This window comes from Gemmiger formicilis, from assembly GCF_024462815.1.
Classification (GTDB): Bacteria; Bacillota; Clostridia; order Oscillospirales; family Ruminococcaceae; genus Gemmiger.
In genome coordinates this window covers 1-26,118 of record NZ_JANGCG010000008.1, presented here as the reverse complement: position 1 = coordinate 26,118, position 26,118 = coordinate 1, and the positions used below count along the sequence as shown (strand labels likewise).

Sequence of the window (26,118 nt, the reverse complement as noted above, 5' to 3'; positions counted from 1 at the left end):
ACCTGTCAACACGCCCAAAAATCCGGGGGGGGGGTATCCTGTAAACTGCGCAACAAATGCGCAAGTAACGCCGGTAACGCGCAACAAAATCAACACTTTGCGGTCACAGTTGTGGCAGTTCACCCAATCGAGTCTGCAAAAAGTTGTGCAAACTTCCGAAAATCAACCCTTTTTACCTTTTTGGCACATACAAGGGTAAATGGTTGCAATTTTGGCGGTGGCAGCGTATAATAAATTTACTATTGCCAAAAAGTGATTTACGGCACAATACAAACAAGGATGGTTCACCCTATGGCGGAATTTTCCCCGAAATTTAAAGAGGCCCTGAGTCTGGTGCAAAAGCCGGGCCGTTACACGGGCGGCGAGCCGGGCTGCGTCTACAAGGATAAATCCAAAGTAGATGTGCGCATGGCGTTCTGCTTCCCCGATACCTACGAAATCGGTATGTCCTTTCTGGGCGAAAAGATTTTGTACGATATTCTCAACCGCCACGAAAACTGGTGGTGCGAGCGCGCCTTTATGCCGTGGACGGACATGAAAGAGCAGATGGAGCGCCTGGATATCCCGCTTTACTGTCTGGAAAGCAAGGACCCGCTGACCGAGTTTGACATCATCGGCTTCTCGCTGGAATATGAGCTGGCCTACACAAACGTGCTGGCCATGCTGCGCTTGTCCGGCATCCCGCTGCGGGCGGCTGACCGCGACGAGCGCTGGCCGCTGATTATTGCGGGTGGCCCCTGTGTCTGCAATGCGGAGCCGATGGCGGATTTCTTCGACATTATGCAGCTGGGCGAGGGCGAACAGATGCTGCAGGATATCTGCGCAACGGTTGAACAGGGCAAGAAGCAGGGCTGGAATAAAGAACAGCTGCTTCTGGAGCTGGCCAAAATCCCCGGCGTCTACGTGCCGTCCTTCTACGATGTGGCCTACAAGGAGGATGGCCGCATTGAGGCCGTGACCCCGAACCGCCCGGGCATCCCGGCCCGCGTGACCAAGGCCATCGTCAAGGATATGGACAGCTTCACCCCGCCGGAAAACTTTGTTGTGCCGCTGGTCGGCGCGGTGCAGGACCGCGCCTGTGTCGAGGTGCTGCGCGGCTGCGTGCGCGGCTGCCGCTTCTGCCAGGCGGGCCAGTTGTACCGCCCCTTCCGGGAGCGCAGCCCCAAGCTCATCAGTGACAGCGCCCGCACGCTCTGCCGCAACACCGGCTATGACGAGCTGAGCCTGTCCAGCCTTTCCACCTCCGACCATTCCCGGCTGGAGGAGATTCTGGACGAGCTGAACTCCTGGGCCGAGGCAGACCATGTCAGCCTGTCCCTGCCGTCCCTGCGCGTGGACAATTTCTCGGAATCGCTGGTTGAAAAAACCACCAAGGTGCGCAAAAGCGGCCTGACCTTTGCCGCTGAGGCGGGTACCCAGCGCCTGCGCGACGTTATCAACAAAAACGTCACGTGGGAGCAGATTGAGCGCGGCTGCCGTATCGCCTTCTCGGAAGGGTACACCTCGGTCAAGCTCTATTTTATGATGGGCCTGCCGACCGAGACGCTGGAGGACATCAAGGGCATTGCCGACACCGCCCAGCAGGTGGTGGATCTCTTCTACAAAATTCCCAACCGGCCGAAGGGCAAGGGCGTACAGGTGACCATCAGCGTGGCCTGCTTTGTGCCCAAGCCGGATACGCCGTTCCAGTTCTGTGCGCAGGACCGCCGCGAGTCCCTGCGTGAAAAGCAGAAATATCTGCTCAGCTGCGTGCACTCCCGCAAAATCAAGGTCAACTACCATGACAGCACCACCAGCGTGCTGGAAGGTGTTTTCGCCAAGGGTGACCGCCGCATGGGCAAGGTTATCGAGACAGCGTTCGAGAACGGCGCGTTCTTCGATACGTGGGAGGAATACTTCAACTATGACCGCTGGCTGGATGCTTTCAAGGCCTGCGGCATTGACCCGGACTTCTACAACTACCGTGCCATCGGCCTTGATGAGGTCACGCCGTGGGACCATCTGGACGTCGGCGTGACGAAGGCGCATCTGGTGCGTGAGTACAAAAAGGCGCTGGAGGCGCAGACCACCCAGCCTTGCAACCGCCAATGCAGCGCCTGCGGCGCCAACAAGCTGATTGGAGGACCGTGCTTTGACTACAGTAAGAATCTTCTTTGAAAAGTGCGGGGAAGCCGCCTACATCTCGCTGCTGGATCTGCAGCGGGTCTTTCACCGGATGCTGAAGATGAGCAATCTGCCGGTGTATTACACACAGGGCTTTAACCCCCACATCTATCTTTCCTTTACCTGCCCGCTGTCCCTTGGACAGGAGAGCCTGTGCGAGAGCTGCGAGGTCAAGACCGAGCAGGAGACCATCGACCCGCAGGCATGGATTGACGCCCTGCAGCCGCTGATGCCCCGCGGTATTGTCATCACGAAGGTGGCCCCCGCGGTGGAAAAGGTCGGCGAGATTGAAACCGCAGCCTATGAGGTGACCATGCCTGCCTCCTCCGCCATTGCGCTGGACGCCTACAACAACGCCGAGCACGCCGAGGTGACCAAAAAGACGAAGCGCGGCCAGAAGGTGCTGGAGCTCAAGCAGTACCTTGACCGCATCGACTACACGGTGGCAGGGGACGAGCTGCATTTTACGGCGGTGCTGCCCTGTGGCAGCGGCGAGGCGTTGAGCCTGAACCCTTCCTTGCTCACGGATTTCCTGCGCACGCAGGGCGCGGCCCCGGTCTGGCAGTGCCGCGTGCTGCGCACCCACCTGTATGACAAGAATGGCGCAGATTTTGCGTAATAGAAGGCAACACCGCAAAATTTTTCTCTCTTTTCGTGCAAAACCCTCTTGCCAAACAGGCTGTACAATGCTATAATATTAAAGCGTTAGTGCCGCCGAGCCATCGGCGGGATAATGACAAATCATTATACAGGCGGTCCTCTGACGATATTTCGTGTATGAACGTCGCAACAAAATGGAGGAATTCATAACATGGACGCAATGAAGCATTTTACCGAGGGTATGATCAAAGAGAACAAGCCCCAGTTCGAAGTCGGCGACACCGTTCGCGTCTCCGTCCGCATCAAGGAAGGCGACAAGGAGCGTATCCAGGCTTTTGAGGGCACCGTCATTGCCAAGAAGCATGGCGGCATTGCTGAGACCTTCACCGTTCGCCGCACCTCTTATGGTGTCGGTGTTGAGCGTGTGTTCCCGGTCAACAGCCCGTTCGTTGAGAAGGTTGAGGTTGTTCGCCGCGGCAAGGTTCGTCGTGCGAAGCTGTTCTATCTGCGCGAGCGCACCGGCAAGGCTGCCAAGGTCAAGGCACGCATCTGAGCATACTGAGAAAAGGGGAGGACGGTTGGCGTTCTCCCTTTTTTCGTATTTTTTAGGAATGGTGGTGGAAAGCAATGGCAGCGTCATTCAAGGAGCGCTACCGCCGCAGCAAGGAAACGCTGGAATGGTACGATGCACTGGCCATGGCGGTGGCGGTCATTGCGCTGGTATTTACCTTCGGCGTGCGCATCGTCAAGGTGGACGGCCACTCAATGGATTACACACTCTCCAACGGCGAGCGTATCCTCATTAACCTGCTGGCAGACCCGGACTACGGTGATATTGTGGTGCTGGATGCCTATACCAGCTATGGCCGCCCGCTGGTGAAGCGGGTCATTGGCAAGGGCGGGGATACCATCGACATTGACTTTGAGGCCGGCATTGTCTACCGCAACGGTGAGGCACTGGACGAGCCCTACACCGCCGAGCCTACCTATTTATATGAAAGCGTGGATTTTCCCATCACGGTGCCGGATGGGTGCCTTTTCCTGATGGGAGACAACCGCAACAATTCCACCGACAGCCGCGATTCCCGCGTGGGCTGTGTGGATAAGCGTGACATTATGGGCGCAGCTGTGCTGCGCATATTTCCCTTTGGCAGAATAGGAGCAGCCGAATGAGCCAGAGCGACATCATCAACAGCCGCCAGATTCAGTGGTTCCCCGGGCATATGACCAAGACCCTGCGCCTGATGGAAAAGGAAATCCGCAACGTGGACTGCGTTCTGCAGATTCTCGATGCACGGATTCCGCTTTCCAGCCTGAACCCTGAGATTGAGCGTATCACCGCGGGCAAGCCGCATTTGTACGTATTGAATAAGGCCGATTTGGCCGACCCCGAAATCACCAAGCAGTGGTTGGCCTACTTCCAGAGCGCGGGTGCTGGCTGCATTGCGATGGATTCCAAGCAGCGCGGCCGCGCCACGGCCACAAAAGGGCTGATTGAAAAGGAGCTTTCCGCCCTGATGGAGCGCCGCCGCAACCGCGGTATGGTGGGCGCAGCCATCCGCGTTATGATTGTGGGCATCCCCAACGTGGGCAAGTCCACCTTCATCAACTCCTTTGCGGGCACCACCCGCGCCAAGGCCGCCAACAAGCCCGGCGTCACCCGCGGCAAGCAGTGGATTTCCGTGGACAGCTTCGACCTGATGGATATGCCCGGCGTGCTGTGGAAAAAGTTTGACTCGCTGGAAACGGCGTCCAATCTGGCGTTCATTGGCTCCATCCGTGACGATATCCTTGACATTGAGGAGCTGGCCTGCGGATTGTTGTCAAGCGTGCGCGGTATCTATCCCCAGCAGCTGCTGGCCCGCTACAAGCTGGATGCCGCTGCATTGGAGCTTCCGCCCTATGAGCTACTGCAGGCCATCGGCGCCAAACGCGGTATGCTGATTTCCGGCGGTGAGGTGGATACCGAGCGCTGCGCCAAGATGCTGGTGGGGGAATTCCGCGCCAGCAAATGGGGGCGGCTCTCACTGGAGCGCCCGCCCCAGCGTGCGGCACAGCAGGCTGCGGAGGAGGTGAGCGACCATGCCCCGGAGGACGACTGGGACGACGAGCAGTAACGAAGCACTGTATGCTTTTGATGCCGCCAAACGCGCCGAACACGGTGTAGTGTGCGGCGTGGATGAGGCAGGGCGTGGCCCTCTGTGCGGCCCGGTGTGCTGCGCGGCGGTCATCCTGAACCCGGACGACCCGATTGAAGGCGTCAACGATTCCAAAAAGCTCACCGAGAAGCGCCGCGATGCGCTGTATGAGGAAATTACAAAGCGCGCGTTGGCGTATAAAATTGTCTTTATCTCCCCAGCGGAGATTGACGAGCGCAATATCCTGTGGGCGACGATGGACGGTATGGCGCAGGCTGTGTCGGGACTCACCCCCCAGCCGGACTATGTGCTCATTGACGGAAACCGCTGCCCGCCGGGTCTGGCCCAGCCAGCGGAGGCCGTTGTCAAGGGCGACGCCAACAGTGCGTCGATTGCGGCGGCGTCCATTCTGGCCAAGGTCAGCCGTGACCGCTATATGCTGGAGCTGGACAAGCAGTACCCCCAGTACCAGCTTGCCAAGCACAAGGGCTACCCCACCAAGCTGCATTATGAGCTGATTGCGCAGTACGGCATACAGCCGTTCTACCGCCGCAGCTTTTTGAAAAAGCAGGGCTACTGGCATGACTGACAACGTCGGCCACAAGGGCGAGGCTGTTGCCGCCAAGTATTACCAGCAGCGCGGCTGGCTGCTGCTCAACCACAACTATCGCACCCGGATGGGGGAAATCGACCTTATTTTATATAAGGAAGGCACCCTTGTTTTTGCCGAGGTCAAGACCCGCACCGGCGCTATGCTGGACCGTCCGGCGGCTGCCGTGGATGCCCGCAAGCAGCACCGTCTGGTTCTGGCCGCACAGCAGTATCTGCAGCGCAGCCCCTACGGCGATGCAACCATCCGCTTTGACGTGGTGGAGGTCACCCCCGCCGGGACCGGCTGGCAGGTACACTGCATCCCCGGCGCGTTTGAGTGCTGAGCGACCCAAGGGGATAAGCCAAGAGGGCTTATACATATAGAGGAAAGTGAACAGGGGCAGTGCTGCGGCCTGCGTGTGCAGCGGCACTGCCAAAGAGAAAGGGTGTACACTATGCAGTATCTGAGCACCAGAGATTCCGCACTCCGCGTTTCCGCGCAGGAGGCAATCGTCCGTGGTCTTGCACCGCAAAGCGGCCTGTTTGTACCGGAGGCATTCCCGAAGGCTGACTTAGAGGCCTGGAAAAGCCTCTCCTATCCCGCGCTGGCCGAGAAGGTGCTGGACGGCTTCCTGACCGACTACAGCGCGGATTTCCTGCACAACGCTACTGCCGCCACCTATGGCGATGCCTTCGGCGGCAAGGCCGGGGAGACGGTCAGGGTCCGTGATGGCCTGTATTCTCTTGAGCTGTGGCACGGCCCCACCTGCGCCTTCAAGGACTACGCCTTGCAGCTGATGCCGAAGTTGCTGGTGGAGGCCAAGAAGATGCTGGGCCGCACCGAGACCACCCGTATTCTGGTGGCAACCTCCGGCGATACCGGCAAGGCGGCGCTGGCTGGGTATGCCAATCTGGACGGCATTGAGATTGAAGTGTTCTACCCCAATGACGGCACCAGCGAGATTCAGCATCTGCAGATGGCCACTCAGAAGGGCGCAAACGTGCAGGTCTATGCCGTGCAGGGCAACTTTGACGATGCCCAGACCGGCGTAAAGCGCGTCTTTGCCGATGCAGAAGTTGCCGCTGAGCTGGAAAAGCGCGGCATCCGGCTGTCCAGCGCCAACTCCATCAACTGGGGCCGTCTGGTGCCGCAGATTGTCTACTACTTCTACGCCTACTTCCGCCTTGCGGAGCAGGGCGCTGTGGAGTGGGGCAAGCCGGTTGATTTCTGCGTGCCCACCGGCAACTTCGGCGATATTCTCGCTGGCTACTACGCCAAGCAGATGGGTCTGCCTGTGGGCAGGCTGGTCTGTGCCTCCAACAAGAATAACGTCCTTACCGACTTCCTGCGCACTGGCACCTATGACGCACGCCGTACCTTCTATAAGACCACCTCTCCGTCAATGGATATCCTGATTTCCTCGAATCTGGAGCGCCTGCTCTACCACGTCAGCGGCAGCAGCGAAAAGGTCGCGGGCTGGATGCAGGAGCTTGCCGCTACCGGCAAGTACACGGTGGATGCGCAGACGCTGGCAAAAATTCAGGAGAGCTTTGCCGCCGGGTATGCCGATGATGCCGCAGGTGCAGCGGAAATCAAAGCGCGCTTTGAGGAGGACGGCTACCTCTGCGACACCCACACCGCTGTGGCCTTCCGCGTGGCAGAGGCTCAGCGCACCGCCGCGCCGATGGTGGTGCTCTCCACAGCCAGTCCCTTCAAGTTCCCGCGGGACGTTCTGGCAGCTCTGGGTGAGGAAGCCCCTGCCAGTGACTTCGCCGCAATGGCGGCCCTGACCGCCAAGACCGGCGCGCAGGCTCCGGCCTCGCTGCGGGAACTGGACACGCTGGAGGTGCGGTTCAAGACCGTACTTCAGCCCGCCGAAATCCGTGCCGCTGCACTGCGATAAACCAAATGACTAGAAAGTGAGGGCCGTATGGCCATCTTTGCAATCGGGGATATGCACCTCTCGCTGGGGACGGACAAACCAATGGACGTTTTCCCGGGGTGGGAGGGCTATCTGCCCCGACTGGAAGCCAACTGGCGCAAGCTGATACAGCCGGAGGATATTGTGGTTCTGGCGGGCGACACCAGCTGGGCCATGAACCTGAACGATACCAAGGCGGATTTTGCCTTTATACAGAATCTGCCGGGCCAGAAGTGGCTGCTGAAGGGCAACCATGACTACTGGTGGACCACAACCCGCAAAATGGAAACCTTCCTGGCCACCAACGGCTTTGACACGCTGCACATCCTGCACAACAACGCCTACATTACGGGTGACACGGCGCTGTGCGGCACCCGCGGCTGGCCCTTTGACGATGTGGCCGCGCAGGGCGAAAAGCTCATGGCGCGGGAGGCAGGCCGCCTGCGGATGTCCCTGCAGGCGGCGGGGGAGACGCCGGAAAAAATCGCCTTCCTGCACTACCCGCCCATCTACCCGGGCGCGGCCGCGCAGGAGCTTGTGGACGTGCTGACAGAGTTTGGCGTGAAGGAATGCTTCTATGGCCATCTGCACGGAAAGTCCATCCGCTACGCCACACAAGGGGAGCGCGACGGCATTACCTACCGCCTGATTTCCGCCGATGGATTGGGCTTCTGCCCCTATAAAATCCGTTAAAAACAAACAAAATCGCAAAAATACACATATTTTTGCGCAGAAACCGGTTAAAATCTTAAAAACAGGGCTGGTATTTTCTGCACAGGTATGGTATAATGACTTGTATTTTTATGTACATCTATTTTTGGAGGAATTTATAAATGAAACTGATTTCCTGTGAAAAGCTCGAAAAGAGCATGGTCGAACTGCAGTTCTCTATTGACGCCGAGACCTTCAAATCTGCTGTCAATGCCGCTTTCAAGCGCGAGGGCAAGAAGTACGCCATCCCCGGCTTCCGCAAGGGCAAGGCTCCCAAGGCCATGATTGAGAAGATGTATGGCAAGGACCTGTTCCAGTATGACGCCGTCAATGACCTGTTCCCCGAGAACTACGAGGCCGCCGTCAAGGAGGCTGGCATCGAGGTTGTTGGCCGTCCTGACCCCGAGGTCGTCTCCATGTCCGAGGAGGAGGGCGCAACCCTGAAGGTCAAGGTTGCCGTCAAGCCCGAGGTTGAGCTGGGCGAGTACACCGGTTTAACCGTCAACAAAGATGTCAAGACTGTGGATGAGGCCGATGTCGACGCTGAAATCAAGCGTATGCAGGACCGCAACGGCCGTCTGCTGACCCGTGAGGGCGAGGCCCAGAACGGCGATACCGTCAACATCGACTTCGAGGGCTTCGTCGATGGCGTTGCCTTTGAGGGCGGCAAGGCTGAGCACTATTCTCTGGTGCTGGGCTCCGGCTCCTTCATCCCCGGCTTCGAGGATCAGATTGTCGGCCACAAGGCTGGCGATGAGTTTGACGTCAACGTCAAGTTCCCCGAGGAGTATCAGGCTGAGGAGCTGGCTGGCAAGGACGCCACCTTCAAGGTTAAGCTGCACGAGGTTCAGTATAAGGAACTGCCCGAGCTGGACGATGACTTCGCCAAGGACGTCAGCGAGTATGACACGCTGGACGAGCTGAAGGACTCCATCCGCAAGGGCATCCAGGCCAACCAGGACAAGCAGGCTGACCAGAAGGTCGAGAACGACCTGATTGACCAGGTTGTCAACGGCATGAAGGCCGACATCCCCGATGCTATGATTGAGAGCCGCATCGAGGAGCTGGTGCAGGACTTCCAGTACCGCATTTCTCAGCAGGGCCTCAAGCTCGAGCAGTATCTGCAGTACATGGGTATGACCATGGAGCAGTTCAAGGAGCAGTTCAAGGAGCAGGCTGATAAGCAGGTCAAGATGCGTCTGGCTATGGAGGCTATCGTTGCCAAGGAGTCCATCGAGGCTACCGAGGAGGAGTTCGAGGCCGAGGTCAAGCGCATTGCCGATGCTTACCAGATGGAGGCTGACAAGGTCAAGAGCCTGGTCGACGCCGCTGCCGTCAAGAAGGATCTGGCCGTCAACAAGGCCATCGACTTCGTGAAGGAGAAGGCTAACATTGTTCTGGGCGCTGCCGAGGAGAAGAAGCCTGCCAAGAAGACCACCCGCAAGACCACCAAGAAGGCTGCCGCCAAGAAGGACGAGGAGCCGAAGGAAGAGGAGACCCAGGGCGAGTAATCACCCCGAGGTACCCCGCAAAGATTGAGTAAAAGGGCCGGTACGGTTGTGCAGCTTTGCCGCCGTATCGGTTCCTTTGTCATCATCACAAACTTACTTTCACACAGGGAGGGAAACCTGAATGAGCCTTGTACCTTATGTTGTTGAACAGACCGCACGCGGTGAGCGCAGCTATGACATTTACTCCCGCCTGCTCAATGACCGCATCATTGTGCTGAGCGAGGACGTCAACTCTGCCTCTGCCAGCGTCATCGTAGCCCAGCTGCTCTATCTGGAGGGCCAGGACCCGGAGAAGGACATCTACTTCTATATCAACAGCCCCGGAGGCTCCATCTCTGACGGCATGGCTATCCATGACACGATGAACTATATCAAGTGCGATGTCTCCACCATCTGTGTCGGTATGGCGGCCTCTATGGGCTCTTTCCTGCTGGCCAGCGGCACCAAGGGCAAGCGCTTTGCACTGCCCAACTCGGAGATTCTGATTCACCAGCCGCTGATTGGCGGTCAGGGCATTTCCGGTCAGGCAACGGACATCAAGATTCACGCTGACCATATTGTCCGCATCCGTGAGCGTATGAACACGATGCTCAGCCAGTACACCGGCCAACCGCTGGAGGTCATCCAGCGTGATACCGAGCGCGACAACTATATGACCGCGCAGCAGGCAAAGGAATACGGCCTGATTGACGATATCCTCTATAAACACTGATTCGGAGGAACAACATGGCAAATCAATCGTCCGGCAAGGACGGAAAAGGACGCGAGCTGATCTGCAGCTTCTGCGGACGCTCCCAAAATGAGGTAGACCAGATGGTCATCGGGCCCGGTGTCAACATCTGCAAGGACTGCCTGGAAATGTGCTGCAACGCCCTGTATAAGGACGGCGAGCGCCCGGCCCCGCCGCGTGCCGGTATGCCGCCGAAGGACCGCCGCCGCAACGCCCCGCAGCCCGGCCCTGACTACGATATGGATCCGCTGGAGAGCATCAATATCCGGACGCCTGCCGAAATCAAGGCAGGCCTTGACCAGTATGTCATCGGGCAGGACGCCGCCAAAAAGGTGCTGGCTGTCTCGGTCTACAACCACTACAAGCGCATCCTCTCCGGCCAGAACAGCGACGTGGAGCTGCAAAAGTCCAACGTCCTGATGCTTGGCCCCTCCGGCACGGGCAAAACCCTGCTGGCTCAGACACTGGCCAAAATGCTCAACGTGCCGTTCGCCATTGCGGACGCCACCACGCTGACCGAGGCCGGCTACGTGGGCGAGGATGTGGAGAACATCCTGCTCAAGCTCATTCAGGCTGCGGATTTTGACATTCCGCGTGCCGAAATCGGCATCATCTACGTGGATGAGATCGACAAGATTACCCGCAAGAGCGAAAACCCCTCCATCACCCGCGATGTGGGCGGTGAGGGCGTGCAGCAGGCGCTGCTGAAGATCGTAGAGGGCACTGTCAGCAACGTGCCGCCCAACGGTGGCCGTAAGCACCCTCAGCAGGAGTTCATCCAGATTAACACCAAGAACATCCTGTTCATCTGCGGCGGCGCGTTTGACGGCTTGGAAAAGCTCATCCAGAAGCGCACCGACAATGCGTCTCTCGGCTTTGGCAGCCAGCTGCGCACAACGCTGGATAAGGACGAGACCCGCCAGAAGCTGCTGAAAAAGGTGGAACCTGACGATCTGGTCAAGTTCGGATTGATTCCCGAGCTGATTGGCCGTCTGCCCGTTGTGACGGTGCTTGACCCGCTGGACGAGGAAGCGCTGGTCCGCGTGCTGACAGAGCCGAAAAACAGCCTTGTGCGCCAGTACAAGGAACTGCTGCATCTGGACAATGCCGAGCTGGTCTTTACGGACGCGGCCCTGCACGCCATCGCCAAGAAAACGGTGGAGCGCAAGAGCGGTGCCCGCGGCCTGCGCAGCGTTGTCGAGGATCTGCTGATTCCGATTATGTATGACATCCCTTCGGATGCCACCATCACGAAGGTCACCATTGATGCCGACACGGTGGAAGGCGGCGAGCCCCACATCGAGCACGGCATGATGCGCCCCCGCTACAAAAACCTGACGCAGAATCAATAAAATTGCAATACACCGGAGCGGAAAAGCTCCGGTGTATTTTTGTTCACAAAAATTTTATATAGAAAACACTTGATTTTTTACTGCAAAGTGGCTATTATATATTTAGCACTCAGAGAGAATGAGTGCTAAAACAAAATTTCAAAAGAGAAATCTTTTATAGGGAGGAACTTCCACTATGAAAATCAAACCTCTTGCAGACCGTGTTGTTATCAAGCTGGTCGAGGAAGAAGAAACCACCAAGGGCGGCCTGATTCTGTCTGGCTCCGCCAAGGAGAAGCCTCAGGTTGCTGAGGTCATCGCTGTCGGCCCCGGCGGCAATGTGGATGGCAAGGAAGTCGAGATGATTGTCAAGGTCGGCGACAAAGTGCTGACCAGCAAGTATTCCGGCACCGAGGTCAAGGTTGATGGCGAGGAGTGCACCATCGTCCGCCAGAGCGATATCCTCGCTGTGGTTGAGTAATTTGATTTCTGCGATTTCTTTCAGATAAAAGGAGAGATTCATTATGGCTAAACAGATTAAGCAGGGCGAGGACGCCCGCAAGGCGCTTTGCGCAGGTATCGACCAGCTGGCCAATACTGTTAAAGTTACTCTGGGCCCCAAGGGCCGCAACGTGGTGCTGAGCAAGAAGTTCGGCAGCCCCCTCATCACCAATGACGGTGTCACCATCGCCAAGGAGATTGAGCTGAAGGACGAGTTCGAGAACATGGGCGCACAGCTGGTTCGCGAGGTCGCTACCAAGACCAACGATGCAGCCGGTGACGGCACCACCACCGCTACCGTTCTGGCACAGGCCTTTGTCAATGAGGGCATGAAGAACGTCACCGCCGGTGCCAACCCGATGGATATCAAGCGCGGTATGCAGAAGGCTGTTGCCGCTGCTGTGGGCGCTGTCAAGGAGCACAGCCAGAAGGTCAACGGCAGCAAGGACATCGCCCGTGTCGGCACTGTCTCTGCAGGCGATGCCGAGATTGGCCAGCTGATTGCTGACGCCATGGAGAAGGTCACCGCTGACGGTGTTATCACCATTGAGGAGAACAAGACCACCGCGGAAACCTACACCGAGGTTGTCGAAGGTATGCAGTTCGACCGCGGCTACGTGACCCCCTACATGGTCACCGACACCGAGAAGATGGAGACCGTTTACGACGATTGCTCCGTGTTGATTACCGACAAGAAGATCAGCGTGTTCCAGGATATGGTTCCTCTGCTGGAGCAGGTTATCCAGTCCGGCCGCAAGCTGCTCATCATTGCTGAGGATGTCGAGGGCGATGCTCTGTCCAACCTCATCATCAACCGTCTGCGCGGCGGCCTGAATGTAGTCGCCGTCAAGGCTCCCGGCTTCGGCGATCGCCGCAAGGAGATGCTGCAGGATATCGCCACCCTGACCGGCGGCACGGTTATCAGCAGCGATCTGGGCTATGAGCTGAAGGACGCCACCATGCAGCTGCTGGGCCAGGCTCGTCAGGTCAAGGTCACCAAGGAGAACACCACCATCGTTGGCGGTGCCGGTGACAAGCAGGCCATTGCAGACCGCGTTGCTCAGATTCGCAGCCAGATTGCCGTTGCAACCTCTGACTTCGACCGCGAGAAGCTGCAGGAGCGTCTGGCCAAGATGGCCGGCGGTGTTGCCGTCATCAAGGTCGGTGCTGCTACCGAGGTCGAGATGAAGGACAAGAAGCTCCGCATTGAGGACGCTCTGAACGCTACGAAGGCCGCCGTTGAGGAAGGCATCGTTGCTGGCGGCGGCACGGCTACCATCAACGCTATCCCCGCTGTCGATAAGCTGGTCGGCGAGTTGGAGGGTGACGAGCGCACCGGCGCTAAGATCGTCCGCAAGGCTCTGGAGGCTCCTCTGCGCCAGATTGCTGCCAACGCAGGCCTGGAGGGCAGCGTTGTCATCGACAACATCCTGAAGGCCAACAAGCCCAACTACGGCTTTGATGCCCAGAAGGAAGAGTATGTTGAGGATATGATTGAGGCCGGTATCGTTGACCCGACCAAGGTTACCCGTTCTGCTCTGGAGAACGCCGCCAGCGTTGCCGCGATGGTTCTGACCACCGAGAGCCTTGTTGCCGACCTGCCCGAGCCGCCGGCTCCGGCTGCACCGGCTCCGGATATGGGCGGTATGTACTAATCCGCATCCCCAAAAGCAACTATTTGACCGAAGCTCTGGCAGCAGGGCTTCGGCCTTTTTGTATCCTGCGGTGCGGTGTGGTATAATAGGATAGAAAAACAGCAGGGAGCGCTGCTATGAAAAAATATGGAAGGTACCTCGCGCTGGCCGCCACACTGGTGCTTATGGGAATTATATTCTACTTCTCGGCCCAGCCGGGGACGGTGTCTGACAAGGTCAGCGAAGCGGTGATGAACTCGCTGCAATCAAGCAAGGCAAACCGGTTCACGCCGCAGTGGTTCAGCACCACAAACCTACATGCGAATGTCCGCAAATGGGCGCACATGTATATCTACTGTGCGCTGGGCGTCAGTATGACCGTGACGGTGCACCTCTGGACGCGCAAAATCTCCCTGTGGCAGCAGGGCCTTCTGGCCGCTGCGCTGTGTACGCTGTCCGGTATGGGGGACGAGCTGCACCAATGTTTTGTTCCGGGGCGTGCCATGTTGTTGAGCGATGTGGGCATTGACGCGATGGGCTATATGCCCTGCATTGCGGCGGCCTGTCTGCTCATCTGGGCGGCGGGGAAGCTGCAGCGTAAAAAGCGCCGCTAAGCACGCCGAATTTTGCCGAACCGGTATTTTATCCTCCACGCGGCCCATACTCCCGCTGGGGGTGGCGACAATGTCCTTGCGGCGGTTCTTTGGGGTGTGCGCGGCGCTGGTGGTGCTGGCAGGGATTGTGCTCTGCCGCACCTACTGGGTGGGGCGGCAGACAGCCTACGCGGCCAGCGCGGGCGGGCAGACTGTCCAGACGCTGGCGCTGCCCCGCGCCCGCGGTGATTTTTTTGACCGCAACGGCCGCAGACTGACCGGGACCACACCCCGGTATTACGCCCTGTGTATGCCCGGGGAGGCCGGGTATACGGCGCTTTTTCCCTATGTCAGCTATGAAAACCAGGGCTTGCTCTATGAGCGCCGCAACCTTGCCGCGCCGTTTCTGGTGGAGGTTGACCGAGACCTGACGGCCCAGGGCATCCAGAGTTGGATGGTACCGCGGCACTTCACCGGCGCGGTGGCCGCGCACCTGTTGGGCTATCTCGACGGCGAGGGCCACGGTGCTTCCGGGTTGGAGCGCGCCTACGATACGCTGCTGAAGGCAGCCGGTGACAAGCGCAGTGTGACCTGCCTGATGACCGCACAGGGCCGTCTGCTGGCAGATACGAGCCCCGCGGTTGTGGTGGAGGAGCCCGGCACCGGGCATGGCGTGCGGCTGACGTTGGATGCGGATGTGCAGCGTGCCTGTGAGGCGCTGGCGGCTGAAACAATGCCGCGTGGCTGCATTCTTGTGATGGACACCGCCACCAGTGAGCTGCTGGCCAGCGTCAGCACACCGGCCTTTGACCCGCAGAATATAGCGGCCAGCATCCGCGCTGACGATACCTCGCTGCTCAACCGGCCATTCTGCGCCTTCAGCGCGGGGTCGGTATTCAAGGTCGTGCTGGCCGCGGCGGCCTATGAGGATGGTCTGGACTGGTTCACCCATGACTGCACCGGAGAAATTGAGGTGGCCGGGCAGACCTACCGCTGCGCGCAGGGCCGCGCCCACGGCGTGGTCAATCTGCGCGGGGCGCTCGAGCAGAGCTGCAACACCTATTTTGTGGCGCTGGGCCAGCTGCTGGGCGGGGAGGCAATCCGCGCCGAGGCAGAAAAGCTCGGCTTTGGCACAGCAGCGCAGATAGCCCCGGGGCTGAAAACAGCTGCGGGCACGCTGCCGGAGGCGGAGGCACTGCAAAACCCCGGCGAGCTGGCAACGTTCAGCTTCGGGCAGGGGGCGCTGACGGTAACGCCGCTGCAAATCACGGCTATGATGAACACGGCCGCGGGCGGCGGGGTGTATAAAGCACCCGCCTTTGTGCAGGGCATCACCGATGCAGACGGCACACTGACAGAGCCGCTTACGCCTGCCGTACCCCGCACGGTGCTTGACAAGGCCACGGCGCGGGTGCTGCGCAGTATGCTGGAATCCGTTGTGACGGACGGCATTGGCAGCGAGGCCCGGCCCGGAGAGGGCACGGCGGGCGGCAAGACCGGCACGGCCCAGACCGGCCAGTACAATGCCGAGGGAGAGGAGCTTCTCAACTACTGGTTCAGCGGCTTTTACCCGGCGGAGGCCCCGCAGTACACGATAACGATTCTGCAGGACGGCATTTTGAAGCCGGAGACCTCCAGCGCAGCGCTGTTTGCGCGGGTGACGGAAATCCTGCGTGTGTGGGAAGGCGGGTGAGCCTTCGGCACTGTGGGGAAAAGGTAGCATTTCGCAGCCAATTTTCCCCAAGGTATTGCACTTTTGAGGTAAAAAAGCTACAATAAATAGTATCTGTAGACCGCAAGCAACCGGTGCTGAAAGGACGGGCCAATGCAGCATATTTTTATCATAAATCCGACTGCGGGCAAGGTGGATGCCAGCGTGGCACTTATCCCGCAGATACACGCCGCGGCCAGCCGTGCCGGGGTGCGCCCGGTGATTGAGGTTACACGCCGCGCCGGGCAGGCCCGCGAGTTGGCTGCAAAATATGCCGCCGGCGGCGAGGAAGTCAACCTCTACGCCTGCGGCGGCGATGGTACGCTGAATGAGGTGCTGCAAGGGGCGGCCAACCACCCCAATGTCGCCATCGGCTGTGTGCCGTGCGGCAGCGGCAACGATTATGTGCGCAACTTTGGCACGCAGGCGCAGTTCCTCAATCTGGATGCCCAGCTTGCCGCACAGCCCTTTGCGGCGGATGTTATCCGCACACCGCAGGGGATGGGTATAGACATCTACGCCGCCGGCATTGATGCACAGGTAGCCAACGGCATCCCCAAATGGCGGCGTGTGCCGTTTTGTGGCGGTACAACCGCCTACACGCTGTCCATTCTGGAAGCTGTCTGCAGCACGTTCAGACACCGTCTGCGCGTTACGGCAGATGACCGGCAGCTGGAGGGTGTTTTTATGATGCTGGCCGTCTGCAATGGCCGGATGTACGGCGGCGGCTACTGCGCCGCGCCCTACGCCAGTATGAACGATGGTCTGCTGGATGTGGTGCTGTTGAAGCCGGTTCCGCGCCTGAAGCTGCCGGGGCTGCTGGGTGCCTACAAAAAGGGCGCGCATCTGCTGGAGAACGGCACCGTAACCGAAATGTTCAAGCCTTACATGACGTTTTTCCGCACAAGCAGTATCGACATAGAGGTGCTGGACGGCAACCCGCTTATCACAACGCTGGACGGCGAGTGCTCGCCCCAGCTGCGGATGCACGCGGAACTTGCGCACAGTGCGGTACGCATCCTGCTGCCGCCCGAGCTGGCTGAAAACGCAAACAAGACGCCTGTTCTGCAGGCTATGGGAGAGTAAGAATGTCTGAAAAAGTCAAAATCAAAATTAGCCGCAATGTGGTACATCTACCGGCCATCGCGCTGCGCGGGCTGGTGGTGTTCCCGAACAATGTGGTTCACTTTGAGGTGGGCCGCGCCAAGTCCATCGCGGCGATTGAGGCCGCCATGCGCGCCAACAGCAGCGTGTTCCTTGTGGCCCAGCAGGAGATGGACGTCGAGGAACCGACCATCCGCGATCTGTACGCCTACGGCGTTATTGCGGAAATCAAGCAGGTGCTGCGCGTCTCCGATGAGCTGGTGAAGGTTCTGGTCGAGGGCAAGACCCGCGCCCGACTGCTGGAGCTGGACGCAGGAGAAAAGTATCTGCAGGCCGCTGTGCGCCCTGTGGCGGTGCGCGGCATTGCCGCTGACAAGCGCACACAGGTGGAGGCCCTGGTCCGCAGCCTGAAGGACTGCTTTGAGGAGTACCTCTCCTACAGTCCGCAGATTTCCAAGGATGTGGTTTACAACATTGTCTCCTCCGACTCGCCGCTGTTTTTGAGCGAGTATATGCCCGCCAACCTTCTGTTCAAGTACGAGGACAAGCAGACAATCCTAAACGAATCGACTCTGCTGGGCCGGCTGGAAAAGCTGCTGACGCTGCTGCGGCAGGAGTGCCAGATTCTGGACATTGAGCGCGATTTGGACGATAAGGTCAACGCCCAGATGGACAAGGGGCAGCGGGAGTATTATCTGCGTGAGCAGATGCACATCATCAGCGAGGAGCTGGGCGATTCCGAGGACACCCGCGCCGAGGCCGATACATACCGCGAAAAAATCAAGGCGCTGCAGCTTGACGAGGAATCCACCGAGAAGCTGCTGAAGGAGTGCGACCGTCTGGCCCGGATGCAGGGCAGCTCTGCCGAGACCGGCGTGATTCGCAGCTATCTGGATGCCTGCCTGGCGCTGCCGTGGCACACCACCACCGAGGATGATTTGGATCAGGCGCACGCCCGCAAGGTGCTCGACAAGGAGCACTACGGTCTGCAGAAGGTCAAGGAGCGTATTCTGGAGCTGTTGGCCGTGCGCAAGCTGAATCAGGACGTCAAGGGGCAGATTATCTGTCTGGTCGGCCCTCCGGGCGTCGGCAAGACCAGCATTGCCCACTCCATTGCCGAGTGTATGGGCCGTAAGTTTGCCCGTATGAGTCTGGGCGGTGTGCATGACGAGGCGGAAATCCGCGGCCACCGCCGCACCTACATCGGCGCTATGCCGGGCCGCATCATCAGCGCCATCACCACGGCCAAGTCCACGAACCCGGTCATTCTGCTGGATGAAATCGACAAGCTGGCGGGGGACTATAAGGGCGACCCGTCCAGCGCATTGCTGGAGGTACTGGACCCTGAGCAAAACCGCACCTTCAAGGACAACTACCTTGATATTCCGTTCGATTTGAGCGAGGTGCTGTTCATCACGACCGCCAACGATGCCTCCACCATTCCCGGCCCGCTGTATGACCGTATGGATGTCATCGAACTGCCCAGCTACACCCGCACCGAGAAATTCAACATCGCCAAGCGCCATTTGCTGCCCAAGCAGCTGAAAAACAATGGCCTGGAGGGCCGCGTCACCCTGACAAGCAGCGCTCTCTATGCCATCATTGACGGCTACACCCGTGAGGCGGGCGTCCGCAATCTGGAGCGCACCATCACCTCGGTGCTGCGCAAGTGCGCCCAGAAGATTGCCGCAGGCGAGGAGGAAAAGGTCAGCGTCTCGGCCGCTGCGGTCAAGGCGCTGCTGGGCCCCGAGAAGGTCAAGCCGACCTTTATCTCCCGCAAGGACGCTGTCGGCATTGCCAACGGTCTGGCATGGACCAGCGTGGGCGGTGAAATGCTGCCTGTGGAGGTGGCCGTTATCCCGAACGGCAGCGGTAAAATTGAAATCACCGGCAGCCTCGGCGATGTCATGAAGGAAAGCGCCCAGCTGGCTGTGACCTATGCCCGGGTCCATGCCGAGGAATACGGCATCCCGGCGGATAAGTTCAAAAATACCGATTTGCACATCCACGCCCCCGAGGGTGCTGTGCCCAAGGACGGCCCCTCCGCGGGCGTCACGCTGACAACGGCGCTGATTTCCGCGCTGTCCGGCATCCCGGTGCGCCATAATCTGGCCATGACCGGTGAAATCACGCTGCACGGCAACGTTCTGCCCATCGGGGGTCTGAAGGAAAAGAGCATGGCGGCCTTCCGCGAGGGCATTTCCACCGTGCTCATCCCCAAGGACAACGCCAGCGACCTGTATGAGGTGGACGCCGAGGTCAAGGAGAAGGTGTGCTTCATCCCGGTGGGCAATCTGTCCGAGGTGCTGAAGCACGCACTGGTGCGCTCCGGCCGCACACCGGCCCGCGCCGCCCACGGTGTGCCGCAGGCAACCAGCCTTATTGCCAATGAGAACCCCGCCGAGGGCCACAAGGAGCCGACCGCGGTGATGTAAGCCGTGACCTGCACAAAACCTGTATAATAAAAGGAACACCCATGAACTACAACAACAGTGAATTTCTCGCGTCCTACGGTCTGTCCCGCCAGCTGCCGGACAGTGACCGCCCGGAGATCGTCTTTTCCGGACGCTCCAACGTGGGCAAGTCGAGCCTGATTAACAAGCTCTGCAACCGCAGAAAGCTGGCGCGTGTCAGCGCCACGCCGGGCAAAACGGCTACCATCAACTTTTACAGCGTGGACAAGGCCTACTTTGTAGATTTGCCCGGCTATGGCTATGCCAAGGTCTCCAATGCAGAACGTGAGCGCTGGAATGACCTTATCAACAGCTATTTTGAGGCGGACCGCACGGTCTGCCTGCTGGTGCAGCTGCTGGACAGCCGCCACGCCCCCAGCGCGGACGATGTACAGATGCTGGAGTATCTGCACTACCACCGGATTCCCTTTGTGACCGCGTTGACCAAGGGCGATAAGCTGAAAAAGAGCGAGATAGCCGCCCGCACGGAGGAGTTTGAGAAAATCTGCGCGCCCTACGGCTGCCAGAAGGTTGTGCTGACCAGCGCCGAGAACGGCTTGGGCTGTGATGAGCTGCGCGCACTTCTCGAGGCCAGTATGGCCCCGCAGACAGAGGAATGACCGATGGCCTACAACGAATTTGCCTATTTCTACGATGAATTCAACGGCGAAGCTGACTATGATGCCCTGTACGGCTATGTGACCGGGGAACTGAAGGCCCACGGCATCACAGATGGTATTCTGGCGGATTTGGGCTGCGGTACCGGGGATTTGACCCTGATGCTGACACAGGCGGGGTATGATGTCATCGGCATTGACCGTTCGGAGGAGATGCTCAGCGTCCTGCGGGAAAAGGCGGACGAGCTCGGTCTGACGGGTCGTCTGCTGCTTCTGAAGCAGGACCTGCTGGAGCTGGATTTGTATGGCACCATCCGTGCGGCGGTGTCCACGTTCGACACCTACAGCCACATCGGCCCACAGGAAAACTTTGAAAAGGCCATCCGCAAGGCGGCCTACTTTATGGAAAAGGGCGGCGTGTTTATCTTTGATTTGAACACGCCCTACAAGCACCAGCACATTCTGGCCGGGCAGACCTTTGACATTGAGGCCGAGGACGCCGACTGCCACTGGTCCAACCACTACGATGAAGCCGCCCGGCGGGTGGATATCACCATTGATATTGACTACCACGGGACAGGGGAGCACTTCCGCGAGCAGTTCAGCGAGTACAGCTACGCGCTGGAAACCGTGCGTGCCCTGCTGGAAAAGTACGGCTTTGCCGTTGCAAAAATTGCCGACGGCGAGGATTTCGGCCCTGTGCGTGGGGAGAGCCCGCGCTGGATTATCACAGCAATCAAGCAATACACACAAGAGGAAAAGTAAATGGAACAGAATCATAATATGCTGCGCGGTATCTCCGAAAACGGAGGTATCGTATTTTACGGCGTTGACTCCACAGAGATTGTCCGCGAGATGGAGCGCCTGCACAAGACCAGCGCGGTCACCACGGCGGCCCTGGGCCGCCTGCTGACGGCTGCCTCGATGATGGGCATTATGCTCAAAAGCACGCAGGACTCGGTGACGTTGCAAATCAAGGGCGGCGGCCCGGCGGGCCGTCTGCTGGCTGTCTCTGACGGCACAGGCAATGTCAAGGGCTATGTGGAGCACCCGGTTGTCGAGCTGCCCCCGCGGGCTGATGGCCACCTGAATGTGGGCGCGGCTGTCGGCAAGGATGGTACGCTGGATGTTATTCGTGATTTGGGTATGCGTGAGCCCTACATTGGTCAGGTGCCGCTGACCTCCGGCGAGATTGCCGAGGATGTCACCACATACTTTGCCATCAGTGAGCAGATTCCCACGGTCTGCGCGCTGGGCGTGCTGGTGGATAAGGACCTGAGCGTGCGCTGCGCAGGCGGCTTTGTCGTGCAGCTGCTGCCCGGCGCAACTGAGGAGGAAATCGAGCATCTGGAAAAGAACATCAAGGCTATGCCCAGCGTGACCACCATGCTGGAGGAGGGCAAGAGCGTCTATGATATGCTGGAGCTGGCGCTGGCTGGTTTTGCGCCTGATATTCTGGACAGCTACCATGTGACCTACAAGTGCGACTGCAGCCTGGAACGCGTGGAGAAGATGATTCGCTCGCTCGGCAAAAAAGAGGTTGCGCGTATGCGTGACGAGGACCCCATCGCCGAGGTGAATTGCCAGTTCTGCAACAAGAATTACAAGGTGAATCTGAACGAACTCCTTGAAAATTGGCCGGACAGCGCAGAAAATGCAGAACCTGAAAAAAGCTGAAAATTTCTTGAAAAAACGCTTGACTTTATCGCTCGGATAGTATATAATAACACACGTCGCCCGGAGAGAGCGACTGAGCAAAAACTCTCCACTTATATGCGGCCGTAGCTCATCTGGTAGAGCGCCACCTTGCCAAGGTGGAGGTAGCGAGTTCGAGCCTCGTCGGCCGCTCCATTATGGGGAAGTTTAGCTCAGCTGGGAGAGCATCTGCCTTACAAGCAGAGGGTCAGCGGTTCGAGCCCGTTAACTTCCACCAAATGTGGCCCGGTAGTTCAGTTGGTTAGAACGCTAGCCTGTCACGCTAGAGGTCGTCAGTTCGAGCCTGATTCGGGTCGCCACTTGCCTCTGTAGCTCAGTCGGTAGAGCAGGGGACTGAAAATCCCCGTGTCATTGGTTCGATTCCGATCGGAGGCACCAGTTTCTTGTATGTTCTTCGTAAAGAATATACAATATGCGGCCGTAGCTCATCTGGTAGAGCGCCACCTTGCCAAGGTGGAGGTAGCGAGTTCGAGCCTCGTCGGCCGCTCCAAAAAACAGCAGAAGATTATATCAAGGTTTTCTGCTCATATGGTGACGTGGCCAAGTGGTAAGGCAAAGGTCTGCAAAACCTTCATTCACCAGTTCAAATCTGGTCGTCACCTCCATAAGACTGTGATGAAAAAGATGTCACAGTCTTTTTTCTTTGCTGTATCGTTGAAAATTGGAGGTTTCGCCAACCAATTTTTGGACACGGTTTTACAGTGTTGTCCAACCATTTTAGTGCGGTTTTCCCAACTTGATGCCCACTTTTTCTGCCACTTTCTGGAATTTGGCAGGGGAGGGGGCAATTTTTTTGAGAAAAAACAGAATAAATCCTGCTATTTTCAGAATGTTTTCAATTTCCTCGCAGCCAATTTCCTGTTGGCTGCGGGGATTTTTCGTTTTTTTCGACAGTTTTCAGTTTGTTTTCAAGTTTTCCATTTTATACCTATTATAACAAGGAGGATTTCCATTATGAGCATCATTATCGGCATCGACCACGGTTACTACGCCATCAAAACAGCGCATAGTTCATTTCCGGCAGGACTTACCAGCTACGGAGAACACGAACCCTACACCCGCCAAGGACTCTTAGAGTTTGGCGGGTGCTTTTTTGTTTGTGGCACCGGGCGGCAGCCTATCCAGCGTGACAAGACCATAAACGACAACTACTATCTGCTGACGCTGGCAGCCATTGCAAAAGAGATCCGGCAGCGCAATTTGCCTCCCGAATGCTCGGTGCGGATTGCGGCGGGGCTGCCGCTGACCAGTTTCGGACGAGACAAACCCAAGTTCAGAGAGTATCTGCTGCGGAGCAACCAGCCCGTGAACTACAAGTTTGAGGGCGTGGAGTACAGCATTACCATCGAGGAAGTTGCTGTCTTCCCTCAAGGCTACGCTGCCCTTATGACCGAAGTGGGGCTTTTGCAGGACGAACCGTCCATGCTCCTCATGGATCTCGGCGGCTGGACGGTGGACCTTATGCGCATCGACAACGCCATCCCTGCGGCTGACACCGCCCACAGTCTGGAACTCGGCATGATCCGCTGCGTGGATGACATTCGGGAACAGGTGCGGCGCGAAACCGGGCTGTCGCTGACGGATGCCCAAATCGAAAATATGCTGGCGGGTCAGCCCTGCACGGTCAGCGATACGGTGCGCGACATTGTGAACCGGCAGGGTCGCAAGTACACAGAGCATCTGCTGTCGGCCACGATGGAAGCCGGTTTCGATCTGCACGCCATCCCCGCCGTGCTATTGGGCGGCGGCGCATCGGTGGTGAGCCGCCACCTCAGCCCCAAGGACGGCCTTTGTAAGACGATTTTCCTGCTGGACGACAAAGTGAACGCGGTCGGATTCGAGCGCGCGTTGACCGCCGTGTCGCGCCGTAAAAGCGAGGCATGAAACGACCGCAGTACGTTTTCCGTCCGAACCTTAGCGACCCGCAGCACCGCCGCGCATGGGCGTTGCTGCAGCAAGTGCCGTCAGCCAAACGCAAAGAGTTTCTGGTACAAGCCATTCTTGCGACGGAGCAGACAGATAGGCTGGAGAAAAGCATCCGCAAGGTTGTGCGGGAGGAGTTGCAGGCAGTCAACATAACCGGCGCTGTTCCAAGCCCACTGTCAGAGAATGCTATACCAGACTCTGCGCTCGATTTCCTGAATTCACTATAGGGGGTGATTCCAATGTTAGAATAATAAGCAGAAAAGCAAAAAAAGCAAAAGAGAGGTTGATACATAGTGAACGGTAAAAAATCTTGTTCGGTGCAGCCTGTGACGGGCTGCTTTTGTTTTTGATGAGGGGCGCTTATTAAGCACATTCGCAGATCCGGCAAACATCCCCATCGGGAGTTGTGCCCTTGATCAAGTTCGTAGATATGTTCTCCGGCATCGGCGGTTTCCGCGAGGGACTCACCCGTGCCGGAGGATTTGAATGCGTGGGCCACTGCGAAATCGACAAATACGCCAACCGTAGTTACAACGCCCTGTTTGACACGAAGGGAGAGTGGTTCATTGAAGATGCCCGAAAAGCCGACCCCAGCACCATGCCCGACTTCCAGCTGCTCTGCGGCGGTTTTCCCTGTCAAAGCTTCAGCGTGGCCGGGGCAAGAAGGGGCTTTAGCGACCCCAGAGGAACTTTGTTCTTTGAAATTGCCCGACTGGTTGAGGCCCGACACCCTGCGTATCTCATCTTGGAAAATGTACCCGGTCTGCTTAGCCATTCACGGGGCGAGACCTACGCGACGATCCTCAATACGCTGGACAGACTGGGGTATGGCGTGGAATGGCAATGTCTTAACAGCAAAGATTTCGGCGTTCCCCAGTCAAGAAACCGCGTGTACATTATCGGATATCTTGATGAGCGATGTCGAGGAAAAGTATTTCCTTTCACCGAAACAACAGGAAGTTCTCTTATTCAAACCCACGGCGGGCACCAAGGAGAGCGCGTCTACTCCCCCGAAGGACTAAGCTGCACATTGGCGGCCAATCCGGGCGGCTTCGGTGGCAAAACCGGGCTGTATGAGGTGGGAGTGCCGATCAAGTGCGCCACCAAGACCGGCTACCAGATGGCACAGGTCGGTGACAGCATCGACCTGAGTTACGCCACAGTCAACAGTCGGCGCGGGCGCGTGGGCAAGCAAATTGCCCACACCCTCACCACCGGCTGCCGACAGGGTACGCTGAATTTTATCGACCTGAACCCAGACCCTAAAGTCACAGAAGTGGCGCGGTGCGTAAACGCCAGAGTCGGCAACGGTATCCGAACGCATCGCGGCGAATCCTCCGGCGTTCTGTGCGAGGGTCGCATCCGCCGCCTGACGCCGCGCGAATGTCTGCGGCTGCAGGGTTGGGCAGATGACCGCATCGACACGGTGCTTGCTATCCAGAGCGATAACCAAGCCTACAAGCAGGCAGGCAACGGCGTGACGGTCCATGTGGTGGAAGCCATCGGGCGGCGCATTGCCAAGATGGACGCGGAACTGCGGGGTGAGGCGCTTGCCCCTTGATTTCCGTGACCAGTATTTTGGCTGTGAAATTGAACTGACCGGGATAAACCGCGCCACGGCAGCCCAAACGCTGGCCGACTTATTTGGCACCCGCGCAGAGCATTCCGGCGGTGGCTACGATGCCTACAGGGTCAAAGATTTGGACGGTAAAGAGTGGAAAATCGTCCGGGACGGCAGCATCCATCCCGAATGCCGTAGGCGGTCTGTTCTTATCGGGGAAACCTACAAGGTTGAACTGAACTCTCCGAAACTCGAATACGGCGAGATGGAAAAGCTGCAGGAGGTTGTTCGCGCCCTGCGCCGCGCAGGGGGCATCGTAAACGACAGCTGCGGAATGCACGTCCATGTGGATGCCAGTAAACATACGCCGCAGAGTCTTAAAAATGTGCTGTCCATCATGTATTCCAAAGAGGATATTTTGTTTGCAGCTTTGAAAGTCAACCCTGCCCGCATCGACAGCTACTGTCAGGCAGTGGATGAGCCGATTCTGGAAGAAATCCGCAAGCTGCCCAGCGGTGCAAGTATGGATCAACTAAAAGACCGCTGGTACCGCGGGCGGGACGGCAGCGACTATCACTACCACCAGAGCCGGTATCACGCCTTTT

General features: G+C 58.2%; 24 protein-coding genes and 6 tRNA genes. All 30 read left to right on the top strand.

Features of this window, described 5'->3' with window-relative positions; all coding sequences use genetic code 11:
* The first annotated feature begins 291 nt into the window (after positions 1 to 291).
* Positions 292 to 2,157 (top strand): TIGR03960 family B12-binding radical SAM protein, encoded by a 1,866-nt coding sequence (locus tag NE623_RS08225; protein WP_256272123.1) that lies wholly within the window; start codon positions 292 to 294, stop codon positions 2,155 to 2,157.
* A complete protein-coding gene (locus NE623_RS08220) occupies positions 2,132 to 2,782 on the top strand; it encodes a TIGR03936 family radical SAM-associated protein (RefSeq protein WP_256272124.1) in 651 nt (216 codons plus the stop codon). The genes NE623_RS08225 and NE623_RS08220 overlap by 26 nt, the downstream gene beginning before the upstream one ends.
* 192 nt (positions 2,783 to 2,974) lie before the next feature.
* A complete protein-coding gene (rplS, locus tag NE623_RS08215) occupies positions 2,975 to 3,316 on the top strand; it encodes a 50S ribosomal protein L19 (RefSeq protein ID WP_256272125.1) in 342 nt (113 codons plus the stop codon).
* A gap of 74 nt (positions 3,317 to 3,390) precedes the next feature.
* Positions 3,391 to 3,936 carry a signal peptidase I gene (lepB, locus tag NE623_RS08210; RefSeq protein ID WP_256272126.1) on the top strand — a complete coding sequence of 182 codons (546 nt, stop codon included), beginning with the start codon at positions 3,391 to 3,393 and terminating at the stop codon, positions 3,934 to 3,936.
* Positions 3,933 to 4,880: a ribosome biogenesis GTPase YlqF gene (ylqF, locus tag NE623_RS08205; protein WP_256272127.1), complete on the top strand. Its 948-nt coding sequence runs from the start codon at positions 3,933 to 3,935 to the stop codon at positions 4,878 to 4,880. The genes lepB and ylqF overlap by 4 nt, the downstream gene beginning before the upstream one ends.
* On the top strand, positions 4,846 to 5,490 hold the full coding sequence (rnhB, locus tag NE623_RS08200) for a ribonuclease HII (RefSeq protein ID WP_256272128.1): 645 nt from the start codon (positions 4,846 to 4,848) through the stop codon (positions 5,488 to 5,490). Before ylqF ends, rnhB begins: the two co-directional genes overlap by 35 nt.
* Positions 5,483 to 5,836, top strand: a complete 354-nt coding sequence (locus NE623_RS08195) for a YraN family protein (protein ID WP_256272129.1) — start codon at positions 5,483 to 5,485, stop codon at positions 5,834 to 5,836. Before rnhB ends, NE623_RS08195 begins: the two co-directional genes overlap by 8 nt.
* Before the next feature lie 111 nt (positions 5,837 to 5,947).
* Complete coding sequence (gene thrC / locus NE623_RS08190; protein ID WP_256272130.1) at positions 5,948 to 7,396, top strand: threonine synthase; 1,449 nt, start codon at positions 5,948 to 5,950, stop codon at positions 7,394 to 7,396.
* Positions 7,397 to 7,423: 27 nt separating this feature from the next.
* On the top strand, positions 7,424 to 8,107 hold the full coding sequence (locus NE623_RS08185) for a metallophosphoesterase (RefSeq protein WP_256272131.1): 684 nt from the start codon (positions 7,424 to 7,426) through the stop codon (positions 8,105 to 8,107).
* Positions 8,108 to 8,247: 140 nt separating this feature from the next.
* Positions 8,248 to 9,636, top strand: coding sequence for a trigger factor (tig, locus tag NE623_RS08180; protein ID WP_256272132.1), 1,389 nt, complete (start codon positions 8,248 to 8,250; stop codon positions 9,634 to 9,636).
* 121 nt (positions 9,637 to 9,757) lie between these two features.
* Positions 9,758 to 10,348, top strand: a complete 591-nt coding sequence (gene clpP / locus NE623_RS08175) for an ATP-dependent Clp endopeptidase proteolytic subunit ClpP (RefSeq protein WP_256272133.1) — start codon at positions 9,758 to 9,760, stop codon at positions 10,346 to 10,348.
* Between the two features lie 14 nt (positions 10,349 to 10,362).
* Positions 10,363 to 11,718: an ATP-dependent Clp protease ATP-binding subunit ClpX gene (gene clpX, locus NE623_RS08170; RefSeq protein WP_256272134.1), complete on the top strand. Its 1,356-nt coding sequence runs from the start codon at positions 10,363 to 10,365 to the stop codon at positions 11,716 to 11,718.
* Between the two features lie 175 nt (positions 11,719 to 11,893).
* Positions 11,894 to 12,178, top strand: a complete 285-nt coding sequence (locus NE623_RS08165; protein ID WP_215691884.1) for a co-chaperone GroES — start codon at positions 11,894 to 11,896, stop codon at positions 12,176 to 12,178.
* A gap of 43 nt (positions 12,179 to 12,221) precedes the next feature.
* The gene (groL, locus tag NE623_RS08160) at positions 12,222 to 13,853 is read left to right on the top strand and encodes a chaperonin GroEL (RefSeq protein ID WP_256272135.1); all 1,632 of its coding nucleotides are present in this window, start codon (positions 12,222 to 12,224) and stop codon (positions 13,851 to 13,853) included.
* 116 nt (positions 13,854 to 13,969) lie between these two features.
* Complete coding sequence (locus NE623_RS08155) at positions 13,970 to 14,446, top strand: VanZ family protein (protein ID WP_256272136.1); 477 nt, start codon at positions 13,970 to 13,972, stop codon at positions 14,444 to 14,446.
* 70 nt (positions 14,447 to 14,516) lie between these two features.
* Positions 14,517 to 16,118 (top strand): peptidoglycan D,D-transpeptidase FtsI family protein, encoded by a 1,602-nt coding sequence (locus NE623_RS08150; protein ID WP_256272137.1) that lies wholly within the window; start codon positions 14,517 to 14,519, stop codon positions 16,116 to 16,118.
* A 132-nt stretch (positions 16,119 to 16,250) separates the two neighbouring features.
* Positions 16,251 to 17,222, top strand: a complete 972-nt coding sequence (locus NE623_RS08145; RefSeq protein WP_256272138.1) for a diacylglycerol/lipid kinase family protein — start codon at positions 16,251 to 16,253, stop codon at positions 17,220 to 17,222.
* A 2-nt stretch (positions 17,223 to 17,224) separates the two neighbouring features.
* The gene (lon, locus tag NE623_RS08140) at positions 17,225 to 19,675 is read left to right on the top strand and encodes an endopeptidase La (RefSeq protein ID WP_256272139.1); all 2,451 of its coding nucleotides are present in this window, start codon (positions 17,225 to 17,227) and stop codon (positions 19,673 to 19,675) included.
* Between the two features lie 41 nt (positions 19,676 to 19,716).
* Complete coding sequence (gene yihA / locus NE623_RS08135) at positions 19,717 to 20,313, top strand: ribosome biogenesis GTP-binding protein YihA/YsxC (protein WP_256272140.1); 597 nt, start codon at positions 19,717 to 19,719, stop codon at positions 20,311 to 20,313.
* A gap of 3 nt (positions 20,314 to 20,316) precedes the next feature.
* A complete protein-coding gene (locus NE623_RS08130) occupies positions 20,317 to 21,075 on the top strand; it encodes a class I SAM-dependent DNA methyltransferase (protein WP_256272141.1) in 759 nt (252 codons plus the stop codon).
* Positions 21,076 to 21,987: an Hsp33 family molecular chaperone HslO gene (hslO, locus tag NE623_RS08125; protein ID WP_256272142.1), complete on the top strand. Its 912-nt coding sequence runs from the start codon at positions 21,076 to 21,078 to the stop codon at positions 21,985 to 21,987. It abuts the gene before it with no gap.
* A gap of 98 nt (positions 21,988 to 22,085) precedes the next feature.
* Positions 22,086 to 22,161 (top strand) — tRNA-Gly (locus NE623_RS08120).
* Between the two features lie 6 nt (positions 22,162 to 22,167).
* A tRNA-Val gene (locus tag NE623_RS08115) sits at positions 22,168 to 22,243 on the top strand.
* Positions 22,244 to 22,248: 5 nt separating this feature from the next.
* Positions 22,249 to 22,325: transfer RNA gene (locus tag NE623_RS08110), tRNA-Asp, on the top strand.
* A 3-nt stretch (positions 22,326 to 22,328) separates the two neighbouring features.
* Positions 22,329 to 22,404: transfer RNA gene (locus tag NE623_RS08105), tRNA-Phe, on the top strand.
* A gap of 36 nt (positions 22,405 to 22,440) precedes the next feature.
* Positions 22,441 to 22,516 (top strand) — tRNA-Gly (locus NE623_RS08100).
* A gap of 40 nt (positions 22,517 to 22,556) precedes the next feature.
* Positions 22,557 to 22,631 (top strand) — tRNA-Cys (locus NE623_RS08095).
* Positions 22,632 to 22,980: 349 nt separating this feature from the next.
* Positions 22,981 to 23,910 carry a ParM/StbA family protein gene (locus NE623_RS08090; RefSeq protein WP_305146121.1) on the top strand — a complete coding sequence of 310 codons (930 nt, stop codon included), beginning with the start codon at positions 22,981 to 22,983 and terminating at the stop codon, positions 23,908 to 23,910.
* Positions 23,911 to 24,364: 454 nt separating this feature from the next.
* Complete coding sequence (dcm, locus tag NE623_RS08085) at positions 24,365 to 25,513, top strand: DNA (cytosine-5-)-methyltransferase (protein WP_256272143.1); 1,149 nt, start codon at positions 24,365 to 24,367, stop codon at positions 25,511 to 25,513.
* Positions 25,503 to 26,118 (top strand): amidoligase family protein (locus NE623_RS08080; RefSeq protein ID WP_256272144.1); only part of this gene is annotated, 616 nt, incomplete at its 3' end. The genes dcm and NE623_RS08080, both read left to right, overlap by 11 nt.

What these genes read in the sequence shown, in the direction of transcription:
- NE623_RS08225 (WP_256272123.1), top strand. Translation starts at nt 292, where the DNA reads ATGGCGGAATTTTCCCCGAAATTTAAAGAGGCCCTGAGTCTGGTGCAA.
- rplS (WP_256272125.1), top strand. Translation starts at nt 2,975, where the DNA reads ATGGACGCAATGAAGCATTTTACCGAGGGTATGATCAAAGAGAACAAG.
- lepB (WP_256272126.1), top strand. Translation starts at nt 3,391, where the DNA reads ATGGCAGCGTCATTCAAGGAGCGCTACCGCCGCAGCAAGGAAACGCTG.
- ylqF (WP_256272127.1), top strand. Translation starts at nt 3,933, where the DNA reads ATGAGCCAGAGCGACATCATCAACAGCCGCCAGATTCAGTGGTTCCCC.
- rnhB (WP_256272128.1), top strand. Translation starts at nt 4,846, where the DNA reads ATGCCCCGGAGGACGACTGGGACGACGAGCAGTAACGAAGCACTGTAT.
- NE623_RS08195 (WP_256272129.1), top strand. Translation starts at nt 5,483, where the DNA reads ATGACTGACAACGTCGGCCACAAGGGCGAGGCTGTTGCCGCCAAGTAT.
- thrC (WP_256272130.1), top strand. Translation starts at nt 5,948, where the DNA reads ATGCAGTATCTGAGCACCAGAGATTCCGCACTCCGCGTTTCCGCGCAG.
- NE623_RS08185 (WP_256272131.1), top strand. Translation starts at nt 7,424, where the DNA reads ATGGCCATCTTTGCAATCGGGGATATGCACCTCTCGCTGGGGACGGAC.
- tig (WP_256272132.1), top strand. Translation starts at nt 8,248, where the DNA reads ATGAAACTGATTTCCTGTGAAAAGCTCGAAAAGAGCATGGTCGAACTG.
- clpP (WP_256272133.1), top strand. Translation starts at nt 9,758, where the DNA reads ATGAGCCTTGTACCTTATGTTGTTGAACAGACCGCACGCGGTGAGCGC.
- clpX (WP_256272134.1), top strand. Translation starts at nt 10,363, where the DNA reads ATGGCAAATCAATCGTCCGGCAAGGACGGAAAAGGACGCGAGCTGATC.
- NE623_RS08165 (WP_215691884.1), top strand. Translation starts at nt 11,894, where the DNA reads ATGAAAATCAAACCTCTTGCAGACCGTGTTGTTATCAAGCTGGTCGAG.
- groL (WP_256272135.1), top strand. Translation starts at nt 12,222, where the DNA reads ATGGCTAAACAGATTAAGCAGGGCGAGGACGCCCGCAAGGCGCTTTGC.
- NE623_RS08155 (WP_256272136.1), top strand. Translation starts at nt 13,970, where the DNA reads ATGAAAAAATATGGAAGGTACCTCGCGCTGGCCGCCACACTGGTGCTT.
- NE623_RS08150 (WP_256272137.1), top strand. Translation starts at nt 14,517, where the DNA reads ATGTCCTTGCGGCGGTTCTTTGGGGTGTGCGCGGCGCTGGTGGTGCTG.
- NE623_RS08145 (WP_256272138.1), top strand. Translation starts at nt 16,251, where the DNA reads ATGCAGCATATTTTTATCATAAATCCGACTGCGGGCAAGGTGGATGCC.
- lon (WP_256272139.1), top strand. Translation starts at nt 17,225, where the DNA reads ATGTCTGAAAAAGTCAAAATCAAAATTAGCCGCAATGTGGTACATCTA.
- yihA (WP_256272140.1), top strand. Translation starts at nt 19,717, where the DNA reads ATGAACTACAACAACAGTGAATTTCTCGCGTCCTACGGTCTGTCCCGC.
- NE623_RS08130 (WP_256272141.1), top strand. Translation starts at nt 20,317, where the DNA reads ATGGCCTACAACGAATTTGCCTATTTCTACGATGAATTCAACGGCGAA.
- hslO (WP_256272142.1), top strand. Translation starts at nt 21,076, where the DNA reads ATGGAACAGAATCATAATATGCTGCGCGGTATCTCCGAAAACGGAGGT.
- NE623_RS08090 (WP_305146121.1), top strand. Translation starts at nt 22,981, where the DNA reads ATGAGCATCATTATCGGCATCGACCACGGTTACTACGCCATCAAAACA.